Below are 19,930 nucleotides of genomic sequence, written 5' to 3'. Positions count from 1 at the left end.
CTCCAATACAATAATGATTGCTTGTATAATCCTTATTCCTTCTCAGCCTCCCACTTGGCAATTTCCTCTCGTACTCGTGGAGCAACCTCCGTTCCGAGCAGTTCTATAGCCCGCAACACAAGTTCATGCTGCATCGTGCTTAGTGGAACATACATCATAAAGCGTGTTATTCCTACATGCTTCCGTAGATGAATGATCTTCTGAGCAACTGTTTCCGGATCTCCAACGTACAATGCACCCTCAAAGCTTCGGGCGGCATCATAGCTGGAGCGGTCGTAATACGACCATCCTCGCTCTTTGCCGAGCTTGTTCATGCCGTACTGGGTAGATGGAAAAAAGATATCTGCTGCCCGTTCCGTATCTTCTGCGACGAATCCAATCGAATGAGATCCCACCTGAAGCTGCGATACATCATGTCCAGCGCGGGCCGCCGCCTTCTTGTACAGCTCTACAAGCGGAGCAAAATTCATTGGATTCCCGCCAATGATCGCCAACATCAATGGCAGACCCAAAAGTCCTGCACGAACGGCGGAGCTTTGCGTACCTCCGCTGCCAATCCATATAGGTAAAGAGTTCTGGACGGGCCGGGGGTATACGCCCAAATTATGAATTGCTGGCCGATGGCCTCCCTTCCATGTTACTTTCTCGGATTCCCGTATTTTCATAAGCAGTTCGATATTTTCATTAAATAGCTCATCATAGTCATGTAAGCCATAACCAAACAACGGAAAGGATTCAACGAATGAACCCCGGCCCGCTATAATCTCGGCTCGTCCATTGGAGATGCCATCAAGCATAGCGAAATCCTGAAACACACGTACAGGATCAGCAGATGAAAGGACCGTCACAGCACTAGTCAGGCGAATCCGTTTAGTTAAGGACGCAGCAGCGGACAACACGATTGCTGGTGAAGAAGCTGCATAATCTTCACGATGATGCTCACCGATACCAAAAACATCAAGTCCCACCTGATCCGCAAGGACGATTTCTTCGACTACTTCTCGTAATCGCTGTGCATGACTCATTACAATTCCAGTCTCAATATCAGGCTTTGTTTCTACGAACGAAGTAACACCTATTTCCATGATTTATCACACCTCTTTTAATTTTTCTCCTGCACTACAACCAACAGATATTTGGGGCAACCCTATTTTTTTAAGAAGAATGCTCTAGACAACGGATTAAAGCGGTCCAATCCATCTCACCATAACCATGGGCTATTCCTTCAGATAAATGATGATGGATAAGTTGGCCCAAAGGTAGAGGAGCTTGGACGGACTGCGCTGCCTCTATAGCCAGTGCAACATCCTTCAGCCCTAGCTTCATTTTAAAACCAGCTGGTTCAAACCGCTGCTCTGTCATTATCGCCCCATAGTTCTGATATAAGGGAGATTGAAAAAGAGCATTCACCACATCCATAAAACGGGCTGGCTCTATGCCATACTTTTCTACCATCAGCTGCGTTTCTGATAAAGCTTCCAGCATAGAAGCAATTAAAAAGTTTACGCCTATTTTCACAACATTTCCTGCTTCACTATAATCCCCAATCTCGAATATTTCCTGACCTAATTGTTCTAAAACAGGAATTAACTGTCGTCTGGCTTGCTCCGGACCTGCCAAAATGATGCGCAATTTAGCTGCTTTAGCGGCATCCGGACGCCCCAGCACTGTGGCAGACACAAAGTATTGCTTTCTCTCCGCATGCGCCGCGGATAATTTCCGAGCCAGATCTACACTGATCGTACTGGCAGATATGTGAATTCCTTTTTCTGATAATCCATTCAAAATTCCATTCGGACCCTCAACAATCTCCTCCAAAGCGGCATCGTCAGAAAGCATGGTTATGACCATATCGCTCTTTTGTGCTGCCTCCAATGGTGTCTCGGCATAATGCGCTCCTTGATCTATTAGGGGTTGCGCTTTTTCACGAGTACGATTAAAAACGATTAATTCATTACCAGCTTTCAACAAATTTCGGGCCATTGGAAAGCCCATTTTCCCAAGCCCGATAAATGATATTTTCATAAGTCTCTTCTCCGCATTAAGGATGATTTACAATAACGGAACGATCGTTCCAGAATAACCAAAAAAAATTTATATTGCTGCAATTACAAAGCTTATCATCTCTTTGGCACGCTGCTGATCTTGATCTGCTTTTGCCATAATATTTATGCTTTGATGTAAATTCAGCAATAAATAAGACCACGCTTTGACATCAGTGGTTTTATCAAGTTCGCCTGATTGTCGGCCTTTTTCCAAAAGCTCGCAAAAAGCCTGTTCTAAATTCAAAAAACTAGTCTTTATCAATTCATTTATTTTTTCATCCCGCGACTCTAGTGTTGTAGCTGCATTCGTTACAAAACACCCGCCGGGTAAGCTCGTATCGTACGCTGAAGTAATATGTTGCTCAAAAAATTGTTGAATCCCTGCTCTAACGCTTGACGCCTGTTCAAGAATGACCTGTCTATTGAAGCTTACCTTTTTGTAATGTTCCAGTGCGGCAATGTACAACGTTTGCTTGTCAGAAAAAGTATCGTACAGACTAGATCGGCTAATGCCCATAACCTGCAGCAAGTCCGGTATGCTTGTTGCCTCATAACCCTTTTTCCAAAACAACAGCATCGCTTGATGTAGTGCTTGATCCTCGTTAAACTCTCTTGTCCTTGCCATGAGTAACACCTCCCGTAATGGCAATATAACATATCTGGAACGATCAGTCCAGATAAATTTAGAGAGAAAACCTTACGGTTTGCTTGGCATAGCTGATGAACTATAATTAGCCCACAAAAAGACCTGTTCGGTAGGCTTCATCGCTTACGAACAGGTCTTAGTTTATTATTCCGGTCTCTCAATTTCAAAAATCTCACCAATCGTAGCGTAATTAGCTCCCGCTAAACGACTTACTGCATTTAAGGCTCTAGGGTCAATCCGCCCCTCCTGATAAATCGATTCATCGATATGAAACTGAACAATCTCGCCAATGAATAGATCACTTCCAGGTTCTTCTTCCCCTAGAGGTATCGCTTGTACAAGCTTACATTCCATTCGAACCTTTGCTTCCAATACACCAGGTACAGCTATATTTTTACTTGGGACCGGTGTAAGATTGGCAAGTTCAATTTCACTTTCTGCTCTTGGCAATGAAGCAGCGGTTTGATTGATTTTCCCAACATTCTCATCATCTACAATATGCACAACAAACTGATGATTGTTATAGATATTACGGGCTGTATCTTTTAATCGCCCCGCTGGTCTTTGAATAGACAGTGAAACCATCGGAGGGTTAGACGAGACGATATTAAAATAGCTAAACGGCGCACCGTTCAAAATGCCATCTTCTGATTGTGTAGTGACAAAAGCAATGGGCCTAGGAATAACAGTACCAATTAATAACTTATAATTTTCCCGCTCACTATTTTGCTTCGGATCAATCGAAATCAATCTCCCCAGCTCCTTCTTCACTCTTTCACGAAATCAATCGTACTTCTAACGGTATCAATAGGGCGTACTAACTTCTCAATTTGCTCACGTTTAGGTTCTAAGAATGGTGGCAATGAAAGCTTTTCTCCAACCGTTTCGTATTCCTCGTCTCCCATAAATCCAGGTCCATCTGTCGCAAGCTCAAACAGGATTTGTGGAGCAACACGTGTATACAGCGACTCGAAGAAATGACGATCCACATAACCTGAAGTACGGAATCCAAAGTCTTCAAAATGCTTAGTCCACTCATCCAGCATCGCACGGTCTTCTACTCGGAAAGCCGCATGGTGAACCGTACCAAAGCCTTGACGCGAATTCGGTAAGTCCTCGTTATGCTCAACAATAATTTGCGCCCCGTTTCCGCCTTCGCCGACTTCAAACAAATGATAAGCCTCTTCCTGTCCGATTTCTTTAAACAGCATGACTCTTTCCAACATTTCTTTAAAATAGCTGAAGTCAGCAATGCGTACAAAGATCGGCCCCAAACCAGTGATCGCAAACTCTAAAGGAATCGGTCCTTTTTGCCATGGTGTACCTGATGCGACCCCTTCATTAAATTCATCGGAGATAAGTTGATATTGCTGGTCATCAAAATCTACGAAGGATAAAGTCTTTTTGCCGAATTGCTCTTTAATTCCATTATGCTTCACATTAAGGCGATCAAAACGCTTTACCCAGTAGTCTAATGCAGCATCTGTTGGTACCCGGAAGGATGTCTTGGCGATCTCATTGGTTCCGTGAACACCTTTAGGAATGTTAGGGAAGTCAAAGAACGTCATATCCGTTCCGGCACTGCCCTTATCATCTGCAAAAAACAAGTGATACGTTTGAATATCGTCTTGATTGACGGTTTTCTTCACTAGACGCATTCCCAATACGTAAGTAAAAAACTCGTAGTTTTTCTCTGCGCTGCTTGTGATGGCTGTTACGTGGTGAATCCCTTTTAAATTTCTCATGATTATACACTCCTAAAGTTTAGTTTGATTTTGTAATATAATTCCCTAGTTTAAGAAAGATTAATTGAATTATCTTAATGTTAAGATATCCACCAAAAAAAATATCTTTCCAACATTCGATTACATGTATCTCACAAATTATCTTTACATTAATTATCTTTAACTTAAGATAAATTTAGCACACTCCTTTGTTGTTGTCAACAAAACACTATAAAAGATAACAGCCTTGTTCAGTATGTAAAGAATAATGAACAAGGCTGTGAAAAAATCTATGTTTGTCTTACACACGCATAACGAAGAACAGCTTCTTCTAAAATATCAATCCCCATAATGATATCATCCAAGTCTGTATATTCATTGGGATGATGACTAAGTCCATCTATAGAAGGAACAAAGATAAGCCCTACTGGGCAAAGTTTGTTCATGTTCATGGCATCATGCCCTGCCCCACTAATCATCCGTTGACTCGATATCCCTTTTTCTTCACAAATGGATTCTAGAACCTGACTGATCTCATCAGATAATAGGACGGGTTCCTCCGAAATAATTTCCGTACTCTCAATTACAAGTTGTCTATTTTCTTGTACTAAGGATATTGTTTGATACAAATGGTCTAACACACGGTGCCTGGATGCCACTGAAGTAGATCTGATATCAATTTTAATTTCTACCTCTCCCGGAACCACGTTCATAGCGCCATTCAAGATATCTATCACCCCTAGCGTTGCAACCGTTCCAAATTCTTGTTCGAGTTTGGCTGCTTTCTCAAGCTCAAGTGCTATTTCTGAGGCACCCAGAAAAGCATCTTTTCTCATATTCATAGGTGTCGTTCCAGAGTGGGATGCCTTCCCTGATATTTGAATATGAAGCCTCACGGGTGCAGCAATTCCAGTCACAATTCCAATTCTTTTATTATTGTTTATTAAGACAGGACCTTGCTCAATATGTAATTCAAAAAACGCTTTTAATTCTTCATTCTCTCTACTCGCCTGATCAATACTGTTATAATCCAGTGCACATAGCGAAAATGCCTTTTCCATGGTAATACCGTCTTTGTCCTTCAAAGATCTATATTTCTCCTTCTGAAATAACCCTGACATTATTTTGCTGCCTACTGTAGAAATACCAAAACGCGAGGATTCTTCACAGGCAAATGAGATAATTTCGATCGGATGATCCGTTTCAATCCCTTTTTCGTTTAGACGTTTGATCACTTCCAAAGCAGCCGTTACACCTACTACCCCATCGTACTTCCCACCTTGATATACCGTATCCAAGTGAGAGCCCATTACAACGGGTGGGAGCCCTTCTATCTTCCCATTCCTTCTAGCAATCACATTCCCGCAATGATCCATCCGGATATCTAAATTTTCAGCCTTACACATCCGCATAAAAGCACTCGTACATGTCTGCTCTTCATTTGTATAGGCAATTCTAGTGATGCCCTTCTCACCCGAGTTATATTGATTAATATTATCAAATAAAGCCTGATATCTTCTCTTTCTATCCATGCTAATATCTCCAATCCTGGGTATTCATGATTATGGTTTCATCAAAATTCGTGAATGATATACAATAGAGGTAGTGCTAGTCTTTAAAAATTACTTACTTGATGAGGTGTAATGGATAGCTATGAAGAAGACCATTATTTTTAAAGAAAATGACTCATTTACAATTAAAGCTGATTTTTATGAAACAAACCGTCCCCAAGCCCCTGCTATTGTGTACATTCACGGAGGCGGCCTACTTTGGGGTGATCGAGAAGATCTATCCGAGGAAATGATACAACTTTACACCAAGAATGGCTTTGCGCTATTTTCAATTGATTATAGATTAGCTCCTAGGTCAACCCTATCTGACATCCTTGAAGATGTCCAAGATGGCCTTCTTTGGTTAGTGAATGAAGGACCAAAACAATTCTCCATTGACCCCTCGAGGATTGCTGTAGTGGGAAGCTCAGCAGGTGGTTTCCTTGCACTAAGCACAGGAATGTTTACCTATAAGCCACGTGCGATTGTCTCCTTCTATGGATATGGCGATATTAGCGCTCCATGGGCACTCGAACCAAGTAAATTCTATTGTGAAAAGGATATCGTCTCCATGGAGATTGCAAAAGGTACAGTGTCCGATCAAATCATTACGAGCGCAAGCGTTGACGAGCGTTTTCTTCTCTATTTATATGCAAGACAATCCGGTCGTTGGATCGAAGAAGTGACGGGCTTGAATCCTTCTCTACATAAGGAAGAACTCCTCAAATTCTGTCCTATTCATCATGTAACTAAGGAATTCCCCCCTACATTGTTACTGCACGGAACGAACGATGTAGATGTGCCGTATGAACAATCGGTATTCATGAGAGCTGCGCTAGTGAAAGAAGGAGTACCGGCAAAGCTTATTACTATTCCAAACGGAGAGCATGTATTTGAAAAAGATTTCGATAACCCTGTTGTGCAAAAAGCTCTTCATCAGGTGATTGATTTCCTTCAGCTTCATCTTGCTGAGTAGGTCTGTAGAAGAACAGGAAAATCCGGCACTAAAATAGTGCCGGAAAATATAGGAGACCGCATGAATTATTTCTTGTTTAATTCGTGGAAATGCGTCCATAAATGATCGCAATCTTCTCTAGCTTCCACTTTAATCATATTAACAACACTCTCATCATGACCCACAAAATATTCGCGAAGGTGAATGTCAGAGAAGCCATGCTCTTTCGCATCATCTCTTGTGCTGCAATAATGAACTTCCTTAACACCTGACCAAATAATAGCGCCCATACACATCGGACACGGTTCACAGGTGGCATAAATTACACAATCCGATAAGTCCATCGTGTCTAGCTTTTTGCAAGCTTCTCGGATAGCTACCATTTCCGCATGTGCGGAAGGATCCGTGTCTCTCATCATTGTATTGCTAACCGCTGCAATTACCTCATCGCCTCGGACAATCGTTGCACCAAACGGGCCTCCAAATTTCTTGTTCATACCCTCAATCGTTGCGTCTACAGCCAATTTCATGTAATCCATTTCAAATTCCTCCTCTAGTTTAATTGGGATGATTTTAGTGTTTTGCTAAAGATGGTGTATAGAACAAACGAAACAATTAAGCCACTAAAGAAAGCAAAATCATTCATTCTAACTAGGAAGGGGATACCCTTAAGAAATGCACCTGACATAGGAAGGATGAAGCTGACTGCTAAAACAGCCATCGCAACAGGATTGTAACCATTCTTATATTCACCATTGCTACCTGCTGGGACATAGATATTATCAAGATTTAATACTCTTTTCCGATGAATAAAGAAGCTTGAAAGCATAATACCCGCAATTGGACCAAAGATGGACCCAATAAAGCTATAGAAGTAGAATAAAGTCGTTGTACTTTCTACCAGCTTCCATGGCAAAATCAAAGTTCCAACAACGGCTGTTAAGACACCTGCAGTTTTTATAGTGAATTTTTTCGGGAAAAGAGATGACATTTGCAAGCCAGCTGGCAATAGGTTTGCAAACACTACGAAGGCGATTGCTCCTACGTTTAGCGCTAGAATCAATACAACAACAGCGAAAGTGTTTTCAATTTTATCAATGGCATGAACGATATTGAAAATCGGCTCACCAAACGCAATTTCAGTACCCGCGATTAAAGCCACACAAGTGATGGCAAAAAGAATATAAGATAAGATAAACCCTACCGGCAACCCAATCATAGCCGCTTTTGGTGATTTCGCACGATGTGTGAAGTCCGACATATTCACAACAGGACCCGCCCAGTTAGATACCAATGCACTCACGCAAGCAATAAAGACTAATGGACTTGAGCTTGGGTTCGCTGGTACATACTCTAAAATCGGTCCAAACCCTCCGGCAATCTTGATCGCCCAAACAGCAGCACCAATAATAAACACATACACTACTGGGGAAGACCAGTTACCGAACTTACCTAATGTTTTCATTCCACCTAAGAACAACAGAACCGTTGCTGTCCAAAGAATCGCATAGGAGATCATTGTCGGGAATGCTAACCCGAAGAGTGTGAAGCCACCGCCTAAATCCATATAATTCGGAATAAATCTAGCAAATATAACATTTAATGATTCTGCACCAACAACGGTAGTGGTTCCAAAGAATACTAATCCGGCAACAAGTCCTCGTATCAATGCCGGTATAATTGCTCCTTTTACCCCAAATGAATCACGAAGCAACATCGCGAATGGCAGCCCATATTTGGAGGCAGAATATCCGTTTAAAGCATAAAATGCGGAGACAATAATGGCCGAGAGCATAACGGCAAAGAGTACCTGTGTTGTATCCAACCCTAAGACGAAGAAACCTGCGACTGTCATATACGACATAATATTATGAACAGCACCCATCCAAAGGGTTATATAGTTGGACATTCCCCAGTCTCTTTGCTCAGGCTTCTTGGGCAGTAATTCCTCACCGTAACCGTATGATTTGTACCTATCATAATTTTGTTCCAATTTTGCTTGATCCATATCTACACTTCCCCTCGCTTAAATTACTTCACGATATGAGTGCCTGCCTGTTCATTGATCGCATCTTTTAAGCTTTCCGGATTCGTAATAATAACTCGCGTTCCGTTGTTCTCTAAGAAGCTTAAACTCGCCTCAATTTTAGGCAGCATACTTCCTGCTGGGAAGTGATTTTCTAGCACATATTGTTTAGTCTCATTAACCGTCATTTTGGAAAGCTCTTTTTGATTCGGCTTACCATAGTTGATGCATACTCTAGACACTCCCGTTGTAATAATTAAGGTCTCCGCATGAATTTGCTCTGCTAAAAGACTCGTTGCAAAATCCTTATCGATGACTGCATCAACACCTTTGTACGTGTTATCATCAGACTTCACGACTGCGATACCTCCACCACCTGCAGCGACAACGACAAAGCCCCCGTCGATTAATGACTTAATCGCGTCTTTCTCCACAATATCTATAGGTCTTGGGGATGGAACTACTCTACGGTATCCTCTGCCAGAGTCTTCTACAAAGCTCCATTCCGGATGTTCTTTTTTCATTTCTTCCGCTTGCTCTTTGGAAAAGAAGGATCCTACTGGTTTCGTTGGATTCTTGAAATTAGGGTCTTCTGAGCTTACTTCGACTTGTGTAATCACCGTAGCTACATTCTTGTGGATCCCTCTAACTGCAAATTCATTAATTAAAGCTTGTTGAATTAAATAACCGATTCCACCTTGTGTATCAGCTCCACAATTCACTAGTGGAACAGGAGACATGCCGGCAATTTCATGTGCAATCTCAGATCTTCTTAGCCCAAATCCTACCTGTGGTCCATTACCGTGTGTAACGACGACATTGTAGCCCTCTTGCACCATATCAACAATATTAACGACAACTTCTTTTACTGCTTCAGATTGGTCATGAATTGAATCCAGGCCATTTTCCTTGACCAATGAGTTCCCTCCAATAGCAACGATTACAGTCTCTTTCATCTGATGCCTCCTATGTTGCAATTTTTATGCGCTAACCGAGTAACTCAAGAGATTGCTTTTTGTGTGAGTGGTATAACGGATTTGTTGGATCATTCTTAATTGCGTTCTCGATAGCCTCAATGGCCTCTTTATGCTTACCAAGCGATCTTAGACTGTTCGCCTTATGGAAGGAGAAGTCATATCTATTCGGCTGAAGCGCTAGCAGCTTATCCATCTCGATAACTGCTTCTTGGTGTCGCCCAAGCTCTCTTAAATAATTGGATTTGTGGTAGCGATAGAACGTTTCATTAGGCGCCAGCTCACAGGCTCTATCATATTCCTGAAGAGCTTCCTCCGGTTTTTTCCACAGTCTCAAACAATTCGCTGTGTAGAAATAAAATTCTAAATTAGCTGAATCAATAGAGATAGCGCTTTCATAGCATCGAAGTGCCTCTTCATATCTCTTTAGTTCTTGCAAGAAATACCCTTTATAATAGATGAAATCCAGGTTGTCAGCATCCATTTCTAGCGCTCTATTGATGATGGATATAGCTTCTTCATATTGATCGTTGTTAGCGAGAGCCTTTGCCTGCTTCACATATTCATTATTTTCTTGGAAGCTTTGTTCTAGAATCTTCACGACATTATGCTGACCGTTCTCTTCGGCACGTTGTAGGGATGAGAGCCCATCTCGATCAGGCAAATGCATATCTGCCCCTGCATGAACAAGCGCTTCAATAATGTCAGAATATAGTCGTCCGCCATTCCCCAATATGACTGCTTCAAGTAGGGCTGACCAGCCTAAGTCGTTGACATGATTCACTGGAACCCCAGCATCAATACACACCTCTACTGTTTTTAAATAGCCCTTTTCGCTCGATGGTAACAGCGCTGTTCCTCCAAATCGATTCACGCTCTTCAAATCAGCTCCACCAGCAATCATGAGACGCAGGATTTCATAAAACCCATTTGCTGCTGAGCAAATAAACGGTGAGAGTTGTGTAATATCTCTAGTGTTCACGTCACTTCCTGCTTCTATTAATCTTTTAACAATCGCGATTTGATTGTTTTGAGTTGCCGCCATTAACGCTGTTCGCCCTGCAGCATCTTTATAATCAACACTGGCACCTTCGCCTAATAGTTTCTCAACAGAAGCCAGTTCTCCCTGTTCACTCGCCTCAATAAGTTTTGTATTCAAGGATAGACTATCCAAAATTGTTCACTCCTTCACAGCCTAGCACGAAGATGTTCGTCTAGTTCGAAATAAGAATGGTGGGCTAAGCAAGTTAGCCCTCTTCTTATTTAATATTTTCACTTAATGCAAGTAATGCTTGTTCAAATGCTTCGATTGGAGGGTTAACGATACCTGCACCAATCATTCCAATCCCCGCATCTTTATGTGCAATGGCTGTATTGATAATCGGCATAATTCCTGTTTGGATGACTTTTTGAATATCAATACCTGTTGGAATCCCTATAAAGTCAAGCATTGGAATCGTTACATTAGGATTTTCAGTGGTTGTGATTTCTGCCATTTTTGTGGTGTAGCTGATTGCATCATCAACGGTACCCCCCACAAGCGAAACAATAGCGGGTGCAGTTGCCATAGCAAATCCGCCAATTCCATAGGTCTCTGTGATCGCACTGTCTCCTATATCAAGACCAGAATCTTCCGGTTTGTAACCGGCAAACATAGGACCAATTACTTGTTGTGCAGGACCTGTAAACCACACGTTTCCAGCTATTCCGCTCACACGAATACCGAATTCCACTCCGTTACGAGCCATTGTGGTAACAATCGTACTATTCTCAATGCCATGCGCAGCATCAAGGGCACATTTACATAGCGCCATCCATGTCGGACCCGAGAAATAATCGCTGCTGCTAACGAATTCAAATACTTCTTTTTTCTGTTCAACCGTGAAATCGGTTTGGATAATATAAGGCGTTAGTGCTTGAATGAGCAGGGTTGTTCCAGCTACATTTCGGTTATGACACTCGTCCCCCATATGAAGGGCTTGTGAGAGCATTAGGCGCAAGTCAATCCCATTTGGATTAAGTTTCATCGCATCTCTTAAAATAGGACCCAATACATCTCGCATCCAAATCAAACGCTGGATAACACTCTCGTCATTGGCACCCATGCGAAGGATTTTGGACATTTGTTCACTTAAATTTGTATAGGCAATATTTCCATAAGTTTTATTCTCAACAATATGCATAAACATGGAAGCCGATGTTACACCAGCCATGGAACCAACACAGTTATGTTCATGACATGGCGAGAAAATAATCTCTCCGGACGCGGCTAGTACAGCTGCTTCGTCAATATTGGGGGCAAGTCCTTCAAATACAATAGCCCCTGTTATCGCACCTTTCATCGGACCATTCATTCGTTCCCAAGTGATTGGCGGGCCAGCATGTAAAATCGTATTTTTCGTCATACCAGGAACCACATTGATCGCTTGGTCAAAGCCAATCAATACCGGTTGCGAGTTAATAATTCGCTCAACAGCCTCTTTGTTAGCAGCTTCAATCTTATCTGTAACACTTGGGTCTTCAAGCTTATCCAGCGCAGCAATTAATTCTGGATTCCCTCTGCCTGGCGGCGTCCACTCCAAGTGAGTTACATTCGCGTTTTGTTTTAACAAATCATCTCTAAAGTTCGCAATGCCTACATTTATGACATTTAGTTTATTCGTAAAAAGTTCATTGATTTTACTCATGACTATTCTCCTTTCACAACGAATTCTCTTGCTAGTAGACCTGCGTTCTGACTGCTGCTAGCATGTGTAGCACCAGAAGCTAACAATTTATTAATTTGACCTTCGATATTTTGACTATCTAGCTCTGTTCCAAGAATGTATCCAATAATCTCTAGATGTCTTCCTTCATCTTCAGCAGCTTGCTTCGCTTCGATAATCGCTGGAAGCATTGCGCCTACAGGATCTTCGTGCGCTCCGAAGCCTAGAACAAAGTCCATCACAATAACACCGACAGAAGGATCTTTTGCTTCTTGAATAAATCTTTCAATCCGAGTGGATGGATCTATCATTGGATGTGGCTTACCTTGTGTAAATTGGTCGTCTCCGAAGTCAATAAAGGTATGATCTTGGCTTACTCTAACATCTTTTAAGCGATATTCAGGATCTCTCTGAATGTTACTGTAGACATTATCGAATTTCTCCATAGCAATGTGCATCGCTTCATCACAGAGCGTACCGCCACTAAATAGTCCACGGATATATTTTTGCTGAGGATTTAACTTCGCACGCACTTCTTCAATAAGCGGAAGATTTAACGCACGTTTGTTAAGCTTCGATTCGTCTGCTCCAGCTAAAAGTACCGCTTTAAGTGCCGCTTCTTTTGACATTTTTGCAAAATGACCGCCAGCTTGGGTAACCTTTTCTTCATTCCCACCCACAAACCAAACCACGACTGGTTTCTTACATTGTTTAATTTGTGCTAGTACTTTCTCTTCTACACTTGGTGCTGGTGGTTTAGATACGAGAACAATAACCTTTGTTGCATCGTCCTCTTCTAACGCTTTAATTCCGGCCAGCATCATAATGCCGCCAACCTCTTCACTTAGATCTCTACCGCCTGTACCGATCAACTGTGTGATTCCACCGCCAAATTCATGAATACGAACCGTTACCTCTTGGCTACCTGTTCCTGATGCGCCAACGATCCCTATATTGCCTTTTCTCACGGCATTCGCAAAGCACAAAGCGACATTACCAATAATCGCAGTTCCACAGTCTGGCCCCATCATTAGCAAGCCTTTTTCTTGGGCTAAAGTCTTTAATTCAATTTCATCTTCAATACTTACATTGTCGCTAAACAGCATGACGTGAAGATTATTTTCAAGAGCTTTTCTTGCTTCTCTAGGAGCGTAGCTCCCATTTACGGCAATAATCGCTAAGTTAGCTTCAGGAGTACCGTTTACAGCTGAGGTAATGGTTGAGTATTTAACCTCACTCTTTCCTTTAGAGGAATCTTTCTTTTTCGTTAACAAATCATTGATGCTTTCGAAAGCACCCTCACATAGTTCTTCAGAGGCAGCCTTCACAATAATCACTAAATCACTTGTTTTGGCACTTTCTACTTCAGGTGTCATCAAGCCCACATTTCTAATGACCTCTTTATTCATTTCAGTACCCATTGCAATAATGGCTTGTTCTACGATTTCGATCTGATTCGCTTTTGTTGAAAGTGACATCAAAGATACGGAATCGATATACGTGTTTGGTTTTACTAAAACTTTAACAGTCATACTTTTACCTCCCATTTACATGTTCATTTCCAGCCCTGCAACAATTCCTAGAGCTATATCAGTACCCGAAGTGGACCCTATAGCCAGTACCCTATCTAAAGCCAATAGCAATTCCTCTTCGCTACCTCTAAATAAAGCTTCCATTAAGTCACTTATAGACTCTCTTACCTGGCCACCTGCTGCTTTAGCTAATGCCATATAGCTGATATCATTGGTTAAAGCCTTCGCATGTAAGACGACTTCTTCACAAAACGATTGGTGTGAAAAGTATTGATGATTCTCGATGCCCATGACGGTAAACAATCCCACCAAGAAATCATCACCGGCTGGCGTTAAGCCTGGTCCAAGGCCTATGAGTGAAGTTGCATGTGTGATTGCAGTAGAGATTCGCTTGTTTTGCAAATCCGATACAAGTAATTGCGTCCGTTCATGAAGCATTCTAGACATTTCATCGTCAAAAGGATTGCTACTCTTGAAAGCCCTTTCAATTCTGCTGTTATTTCCGTGAAGTTTGATATATTGCTTCATGGTGGATACATTCATTATTAAGACATCAGCTTCTGAAGGATATTTAGGCAGTTTACAATTCCATTTCTTAACACCATTCATTGTGATAGACATCTTATTAGCAATTGATAAAACGGAATGATCCGAACTTACAATGTCATTCACCCTGATATCTGCTTCTTCAAAGTGTTCTAAGTCAATAATAAGTGTATTAGGAGCATTATCGATTCCCTTACACGCAATAGTATACAAATCTCCACGATCCAAACATTGAATATTGATTGTGCGATTAAACATGCTATGAACAAAACCATGAAACTTATGATGAATGATTCGTTGAATAAATTCTCCATCACCGGATTTCGCAAATCTCACTAGATTCACCTCTGTTTTAATTCCTTATATTTTAAAAAAAGGTGATTGACCTCCTTTTCACTTCAACAGATGGATGAATGCATTGAATAATATGATTTGGTTACATCATACAAAGGTAACGACGAGCGTAACTACCTTACGCACTTAATATATAATATACTGGTAGGGATCGTCATCGTTTAAGCGAACCAAAAAGAGTGCATCCTATTTGTGCATGTTATACAAGCGAATGTGTTAAAAGTGTGTCTGAGGAGCGTGCCAAAAATTGCTAACTGTTAAAGACTTAATGAAGATCAAGGCTATAGAGGGAATAAAAATTGTTGCTGGAGAACAAGGCATTGATAAATCCATATCCATCGTTAACATTATTGAGAATCCTGACGCCTTTGACTGGCTTTCACCTAACGAACTACTCTTATCAACAGGCTACATCTTTAAAAATAATGCAGAACTACAAAATCGAATTATTAAGGAACTTGCGGAGCTGAACTGTTCAGGATTGGTTGTAAAAATGAAACGGTACTTTGACAAGCTTCCTCAGAACATGATTGATGAAGCCAATAAGTATGGGTTGCCCCTTTTAGAACTGCCCTTTGAATACACACTCTCTAACATGATCTCGATCATTAATGAGAAGGTTTCCGGAAGATATGATTTGCTCAATAGAAAGACTTTAGATATACATAACTTGTTCTTCAAAATCACCCTCGAAGGCGGTGGTATTGCCAAAATAACTTCCATGTTATCCGAAACGATTAGTAATCCTATTATTGTCGTAGACAAGGATTGGCGATTATTGCATCACACTGAACATGCGAAGAACAACAGTCCTCTTGAGTATTATCTTGATTTTTCAAATCGACAGCCTGTTTTTAATAAAGCGTTCATCGATACTATTCCTACCAATCTAAATGAAATGAAAAAGTCTATTAAGAGGACCTATCATTCAGAAGGTGCAGAAATAAAATGTCGAGTGATTCCTGTCGCTGCTTCAAACTATATTTATGGCTATATTGTGATTTGGCAGACAGTGCAAGAGCTATCAGAATTTGATTACATTATTTTGCAGCAAGCCTCCACCATCATGGCACTCGAGCTGATCAAAGCAAAGGAAATTAGCGAACTTGAAATAAGAATTAAGCAGGACTCCATTGATGATTTACTTTCGGGGAAAATATCATCCCATGAAGCGCTGCAAACCTTATGTTATTTACATGGATTAAATCCAAGTTATATGTATTACAGTATGGTGATAAATATTGAAATGAATGAAGCAGACAAGTTTGAAGATATGATTATCGGAAAGTATAAAATGGAGTCTATTGCAAAAAAATGTGTGGACATCATTTATGACTTGTCGCATAAAGCGATTGGAGAAATAAAGTGCTTTTATAGAAATAATAGAGTCATCATTCTAGTAGGGCAAAATGAAGAAAGACCTCCTGTTGCGATTAGTGATGCCAAGTTATATGCAAATGAACTGCTTGAGGTACTTATTGAAAGAACGAAGGAAACACTCTTAATAGGCATTGGTCAGCAATACAGTACAATCAGCTCGCTGCATAATAGCTTTTCTGAGGCGAACGAAATGATTAAATTGATGCAACAAAAAAACCTTCAAAACAAGGTCTCACATTTCGAAGATTATTCGGTTTACCATCTGTTGGAAGCAAATATCAAAGTCGTTGCCTTAGAAGAATTTTTTCGGAAGTGTCTAGGTAAAATCTATGATCATGATCAATTACATGGCACAAGCTACATGTTAACTTTAGAAAATTACTTTATTAACAATCTGAATGTCACCGAAACTTCAAAGGCTATGTTTTTACACAGAAACACACTTATCTATCGCATTGAGAAAATAAAGGAAATCCTAAATCTGGACTTAAAGCATTCAGAAGAATTACTACGAATTCAAATAGCGCTAAAGATATTTAGTATTTTAAATAAAACGATTTAAAAAAACTCCCCATACAGCAGCAGGGTTCATTATTACACCTGTCTACTACATGGGGAGTCTTTTTATACATACTTATCTCGGCCAGACAACATTCCAAACGTTGTAACTACTCCAGAGATAACGATCAGTGTGATCAGTGGAATCGTCCACACTTGGGTCATATCGTATAAATAACCGATCAATATAGGTCCTATGGCTGCAAGCATATATCCCATGGATTGAGCCATTCCAGATAATTCTGCAGCTTGATTTCCGTTTCGGGCACGAATTCCGATATAACTTAGCGCCAATGGGAAATTCCCTCCCAAAGCGATACCAATTAAGATAATACTTAGGATCATTATGGGGTAAGATGAGCCCATCCATAGGCCACCATAACCAACAATGGAGCACATGCCTAATGCGAATGCAATCCATACTTGAGAGCGTAGTCGTCCTGCAAGAATAGGAACAAGAAAACTAACAGGTACGCCAACAATTTGTGTGAAGGATAATAACCAGCCTGCTGTACCCCTACTTATGCCATAGTTATATAAGATTTCAGGTAACCAAGACATCGTTATATAAAATAATGAAGACTGAAATCCCATGAATAGCGCTATTTTCCAAGCGAGTGGTGAACGCCAGATTTGCTTAGCACTGATCCTTACACTTTTTACTGCATTATCTTTGGCTGGATTTAATCTAATTAGAAGGATCCATACCACGATCGCTATGATTGTCGGAATTCCCCATACGATTAAGGCTCCGTCCCACCCAAGCTTCAGACCATGGGCTAGAGGAATACTAATACCTGATGCTAACGATGCGAACAATCCCATTGAAGTGGAATAGATACTTGTCATTAGACCGAACTTTTGTGGAAATTTCTCCTTCACAACTACCGGCAATAGAACATTTCCGATGGCTATACCTACTCCAATCAATAGCGTACCAACGAAAATAAAGAGTGTCATTGAAATGGAACGAATTGAAATACCGACCAAAAGAATAACCAAACCTAACAATAGCGTCTTCTCGTTGGATAAACGAGCAGCGATTCTAGGAACGAGAGACGACATAACAGCGAAGGATATCAAAGGTATACTCATTAATAAACCTGCACTCCAGTGTGCAAGCCCCACATCTTCTTGGATAATGCCCACTAATGGGCCTACCGATGTAATTGCAGGGCGTAAATTAAAGGCTACCAGAACAATCCCCGAAATGAGTAAAATGATATATAACGAATTCTTGTTGTCTTGTGTCTGTGGTGAATGCAAAAACTAAATCTCCCCTCAACTAATCAAATGCCAAATGATCTTCAGAATGTAGCATTAGTTATAACATATAAGAAAGTAGTTTAAAAGTATAAAAACAAACAGCGCGCACCGATTGAGTATCGGCACGCGCTGAATTTCTAAGCTAGATAAAGAGAAATATTTAATTGTTTGATTTTCTCAATCCACTCTTCTGATAAACCTCTATCGGTTACAATCGCATCAAAATCATTTAACGAAGCAAAGTAAGTGGATTTAACCATATCAAACTTAGAGGAATCAATCACTAAAATTTTCTCAAGAGCACAATTAATTGCCGCATTCTTTGTATCCACTTCACAACTGTTCGTGCAAGTAATGCCTAATTTAGCATTAACTCCAGCAGCAGAAATAAATGCTTTTGTTGTTCGTGTTCTACTTATTAAATCCAACCCTTCTCTGCTTTCAAACATTTGAAGTTCTGGACGGTAATGACCACCAATAAGAATAAAATCCTTAAATCCTTTTTTATGAATCTCAATTAATGCGTTCATAGTACAGCAAACAATTTCCACAGAATGATTTGACGGAATATGTTCGATGATTTGAGCAGTTGTTGTACCAATATCAATAAAAATAATATCGTTAGGCTCGATTAGTGAAGCTGCTAACTTACCTATATTATATTTTTCTGATGCTCGATTATTTTTTTGAGTTGTCAAATCATATTCATCTTGTTTATTCTCATTAGGGTCAGAACCATTATAAATAACCGCACCTGAAACAACTTGAACGATTTTATTTTCTTTTAGATATTTAATATCTCGGCGAACAGTCATTTCTGTGACATCAAGTTGATGTGAAAGTTCTTTGATGGATGCGCCACTTTTATTTTTTAGGATTGATACAATTGTATTTACTCTCTCTTGCTTATCCATGCCGGTTCATCCTAACTACTAATAATAAAGTATAATTATCAGAATTATACCATATCTAATACCCCAATACTTCCTGCCCTTTTACAATTTTAACTATGGCACTAGTTCCTAAACGGTCTGCACCCAAATCGATAAATGCTTTAGCATCATCCAAAGAGCGAATGCCTCCAGCTGCTTTAATCTTCACGTTCTCACCTATGTTCTGTGCAAACAGGCTGACATCCTCTTTAGTTGCTCCAGCTTTTGAAAATCCAGTGGATGTTTTGATATAATCAGCACCAGCTTTTTTAACAAGCTCACATACTTTCACTTTTTCCTCTTGGGTGAGCAAACAGGTTTCAACAATAACCTTTAATACTCTACTTCCACATGCATTTTTAATGGCACGTATTTCGTCGCAAACTTCCTCATAACGTCCACTTTTTAAGAAGCCCACATTGATTACCATATCAATTTCCGATGCTCCATTTGTAATTGCATCTGTTGCTTCAAATACTTTAACGGCTTGTGTACTATAACCATTCGGAAATCCGATAACTGTACATATTGCTATTTTGCCCTCTACATAATTTGCAGCTTCTCTAACATAAGCACTTGGGATGCAAACACTGGCCGTCTGGTATTTCATCGCATCATCACATAAATTCTTTATATCATCCCATGTAGCAGTAACATCAAGGAGGGTATGATCTACTTTTCCTAATATATCTTTAACGTCCATTCTGTTCACTTCTCCCTTAATAATTAATTATAAA

Annotated in this window: 18 protein-coding genes; 2 read left to right on the top strand and 16 right to left on the bottom strand. The window is 40.5% G+C overall.

Going from position 1 to position 19,930, the window contains the following annotated elements; all coding sequences use genetic code 11:
* Window positions 1–32: 32 nt before the first annotated feature.
* From ACQKMP_RS24000 to ACQKMP_RS23975, 6 genes are all read right to left on the bottom strand, one after another.
* Window positions 33–1,085, bottom strand: coding sequence for an LLM class flavin-dependent oxidoreductase (locus tag ACQKMP_RS24000; protein ID WP_427471398.1), 1,053 nt, complete (start codon window positions 1,083–1,085; stop codon window positions 33–35).
* 70 nt (window positions 1,086–1,155) lie between these two features.
* Window positions 1,156–2,025 (bottom strand): NAD(P)-dependent oxidoreductase, encoded by an 870-nt coding sequence (locus ACQKMP_RS23995; protein WP_427471396.1) that lies wholly within the window; start codon window positions 2,023–2,025, stop codon window positions 1,156–1,158.
* 69 nt (window positions 2,026–2,094) lie between these two features.
* Window positions 2,095–2,670: a TetR/AcrR family transcriptional regulator gene (locus ACQKMP_RS23990; protein WP_076283966.1), complete on the bottom strand. Its 576-nt coding sequence runs from the start codon at window positions 2,668–2,670 to the stop codon at window positions 2,095–2,097.
* A 165-nt stretch (window positions 2,671–2,835) separates the two neighbouring features.
* Window positions 2,836–3,441, bottom strand: coding sequence for a flavin reductase family protein (locus ACQKMP_RS23985; RefSeq protein WP_427471394.1), 606 nt, complete (start codon window positions 3,439–3,441; stop codon window positions 2,836–2,838).
* Window positions 3,442–3,458: 17 nt separating this feature from the next.
* Window positions 3,459–4,436 carry a ring-cleaving dioxygenase gene (locus ACQKMP_RS23980; protein WP_427471392.1) on the bottom strand — a complete coding sequence of 326 codons (978 nt, stop codon included), beginning with the start codon at window positions 4,434–4,436 and terminating at the stop codon, window positions 3,459–3,461.
* 269 nt (window positions 4,437–4,705) lie between these two features.
* Entirely contained in the window at window positions 4,706–5,947 is a 1,242-nt protein-coding gene (locus ACQKMP_RS23975; protein WP_427471389.1) for a M20 family metallo-hydrolase, read from the bottom strand.
* 121 nt (window positions 5,948–6,068) lie between these two features.
* Here ACQKMP_RS23975 and ACQKMP_RS23970 point away from each other — a divergent pair, with 121 nt between their 5' ends.
* Window positions 6,069–6,941 (top strand): alpha/beta hydrolase, encoded by an 873-nt coding sequence (locus tag ACQKMP_RS23970; RefSeq protein ID WP_427471387.1) that lies wholly within the window; start codon window positions 6,069–6,071, stop codon window positions 6,939–6,941.
* A gap of 65 nt (window positions 6,942–7,006) precedes the next feature.
* On the opposite strand, the gene ACQKMP_RS23965 is transcribed toward ACQKMP_RS23970, so the two are convergent.
* From ACQKMP_RS23965 to ACQKMP_RS23935, 7 genes are all read right to left on the bottom strand, one after another.
* Window positions 7,007–7,459: a nucleoside deaminase gene (locus tag ACQKMP_RS23965; protein ID WP_042124600.1), complete on the bottom strand. Its 453-nt coding sequence runs from the start codon at window positions 7,457–7,459 to the stop codon at window positions 7,007–7,009.
* A 14-nt stretch (window positions 7,460–7,473) separates the two neighbouring features.
* Window positions 7,474–8,928 (bottom strand): cytosine permease, encoded by a 1,455-nt coding sequence (locus ACQKMP_RS23960; protein WP_427471385.1) that lies wholly within the window; start codon window positions 8,926–8,928, stop codon window positions 7,474–7,476.
* Window positions 8,929–8,951: 23 nt separating this feature from the next.
* Window positions 8,952–9,902 (bottom strand): carbamate kinase, encoded by a 951-nt coding sequence (gene arcC / locus ACQKMP_RS23955; protein ID WP_427471383.1) that lies wholly within the window; start codon window positions 9,900–9,902, stop codon window positions 8,952–8,954.
* A 31-nt stretch (window positions 9,903–9,933) separates the two neighbouring features.
* Window positions 9,934–11,094 carry an ankyrin repeat domain-containing protein gene (locus tag ACQKMP_RS23950; protein ID WP_427471381.1) on the bottom strand — a complete coding sequence of 387 codons (1,161 nt, stop codon included), beginning with the start codon at window positions 11,092–11,094 and terminating at the stop codon, window positions 9,934–9,936.
* Between the two features lie 85 nt (window positions 11,095–11,179).
* Entirely contained in the window at window positions 11,180–12,607 is a 1,428-nt protein-coding gene (locus ACQKMP_RS23945; RefSeq protein ID WP_427471379.1) for a DUF1116 domain-containing protein, read from the bottom strand.
* Window positions 12,608–12,609: 2 nt separating this feature from the next.
* Window positions 12,610–14,157, bottom strand: coding sequence for an acyl-CoA synthetase FdrA (fdrA, locus tag ACQKMP_RS23940; RefSeq protein ID WP_427471377.1), 1,548 nt, complete (start codon window positions 14,155–14,157; stop codon window positions 12,610–12,612).
* 15 nt (window positions 14,158–14,172) lie between these two features.
* The gene (locus tag ACQKMP_RS23935; protein WP_427471375.1) at window positions 14,173–15,039 is read right to left on the bottom strand and encodes a DUF2877 domain-containing protein; all 867 of its coding nucleotides are present in this window, start codon (window positions 15,037–15,039) and stop codon (window positions 14,173–14,175) included.
* Between the two features lie 265 nt (window positions 15,040–15,304).
* On the opposite strand from ACQKMP_RS23935, the gene ACQKMP_RS23930 reads away from it, so the two are divergent.
* Window positions 15,305–16,999, top strand: coding sequence for a PucR family transcriptional regulator (locus ACQKMP_RS23930; RefSeq protein ID WP_427471373.1), 1,695 nt, complete (start codon window positions 15,305–15,307; stop codon window positions 16,997–16,999).
* Between the two features lie 62 nt (window positions 17,000–17,061).
* On the opposite strand, the gene ACQKMP_RS23925 is transcribed toward ACQKMP_RS23930, so the two are convergent.
* From ACQKMP_RS23925 to deoC, 3 genes are all read right to left on the bottom strand, one after another.
* A complete protein-coding gene (locus ACQKMP_RS23925) occupies window positions 17,062–18,261 on the bottom strand; it encodes a CynX/NimT family MFS transporter (RefSeq protein WP_427471371.1) in 1,200 nt (399 codons plus the stop codon).
* Window positions 18,262–18,398: 137 nt separating this feature from the next.
* On the bottom strand, window positions 18,399–19,175 hold the full coding sequence (locus ACQKMP_RS23920; RefSeq protein ID WP_042185310.1) for a DeoR/GlpR family DNA-binding transcription regulator: 777 nt from the start codon (window positions 19,173–19,175) through the stop codon (window positions 18,399–18,401).
* Window positions 19,176–19,230: 55 nt separating this feature from the next.
* Window positions 19,231–19,896, bottom strand: a complete 666-nt coding sequence (gene deoC, locus ACQKMP_RS23915) for a deoxyribose-phosphate aldolase (protein WP_427471369.1) — start codon at window positions 19,894–19,896, stop codon at window positions 19,231–19,233.
* Window positions 19,897–19,930: the final 34 nt, after the last annotated feature.

This window comes from Paenibacillus sp. NPDC101420, assembly GCF_050277435.1.
Classification (GTDB): domain Bacteria; phylum Bacillota; class Bacilli; order Paenibacillales; family Paenibacillaceae; genus Paenibacillus_AQ.
The sequence above is the reverse complement of the archived record's forward strand: the minus strand, read 5'-3'. Positions and strand labels throughout refer to the sequence as shown.

Excerpts from the sequence above, each read along its gene's own strand:
- ACQKMP_RS23995 (WP_427471396.1), bottom strand. The coding sequence starts at position 2,025 with ATGAAAATATCATTTATCGGGCTTGGGAAAATGGGCTTTCCAATGGCC.
- ACQKMP_RS23920 (WP_042185310.1), bottom strand. The coding sequence starts at position 19,175 with ATGGATAAGCAAGAGAGAGTAAATACAATTGTATCAATCCTAAAAAAT.
- deoC (WP_427471369.1), bottom strand. The coding sequence starts at position 19,896 with ATGGACGTTAAAGATATATTAGGAAAAGTAGATCATACCCTCCTTGAT.
- ACQKMP_RS23975 (WP_427471389.1), bottom strand. The coding sequence starts at position 5,947 with ATGGATAGAAAGAGAAGATATCAGGCTTTATTTGATAATATTAATCAA.
- fdrA (WP_427471377.1), bottom strand. The coding sequence starts at position 14,157 with ATGACTGTTAAAGTTTTAGTAAAACCAAACACGTATATCGATTCCGTA.
- ACQKMP_RS23970 (WP_427471387.1), top strand. The coding sequence starts at position 6,069 with ATGAAGAAGACCATTATTTTTAAAGAAAATGACTCATTTACAATTAAA.
- ACQKMP_RS23960 (WP_427471385.1), bottom strand. The coding sequence starts at position 8,928 with ATGGATCAAGCAAAATTGGAACAAAATTATGATAGGTACAAATCATAC.
- ACQKMP_RS23990 (WP_076283966.1), bottom strand. The coding sequence starts at position 2,670 with ATGGCAAGGACAAGAGAGTTTAACGAGGATCAAGCACTACATCAAGCG.
- arcC (WP_427471383.1), bottom strand. The coding sequence starts at position 9,902 with ATGAAAGAGACTGTAATCGTTGCTATTGGAGGGAACTCATTGGTCAAG.
- ACQKMP_RS23980 (WP_427471392.1), bottom strand. The coding sequence starts at position 4,436 with ATGAGAAATTTAAAAGGGATTCACCACGTAACAGCCATCACAAGCAGC.
- ACQKMP_RS23945 (WP_427471379.1), bottom strand. The coding sequence starts at position 12,607 with ATGAGTAAAATCAATGAACTTTTTACGAATAAACTAAATGTCATAAAT.
- ACQKMP_RS24000 (WP_427471398.1), bottom strand. The coding sequence starts at position 1,085 with ATGGAAATAGGTGTTACTTCGTTCGTAGAAACAAAGCCTGATATTGAG.
- ACQKMP_RS23965 (WP_042124600.1), bottom strand. The coding sequence starts at position 7,459 with ATGGATTACATGAAATTGGCTGTAGACGCAACGATTGAGGGTATGAAC.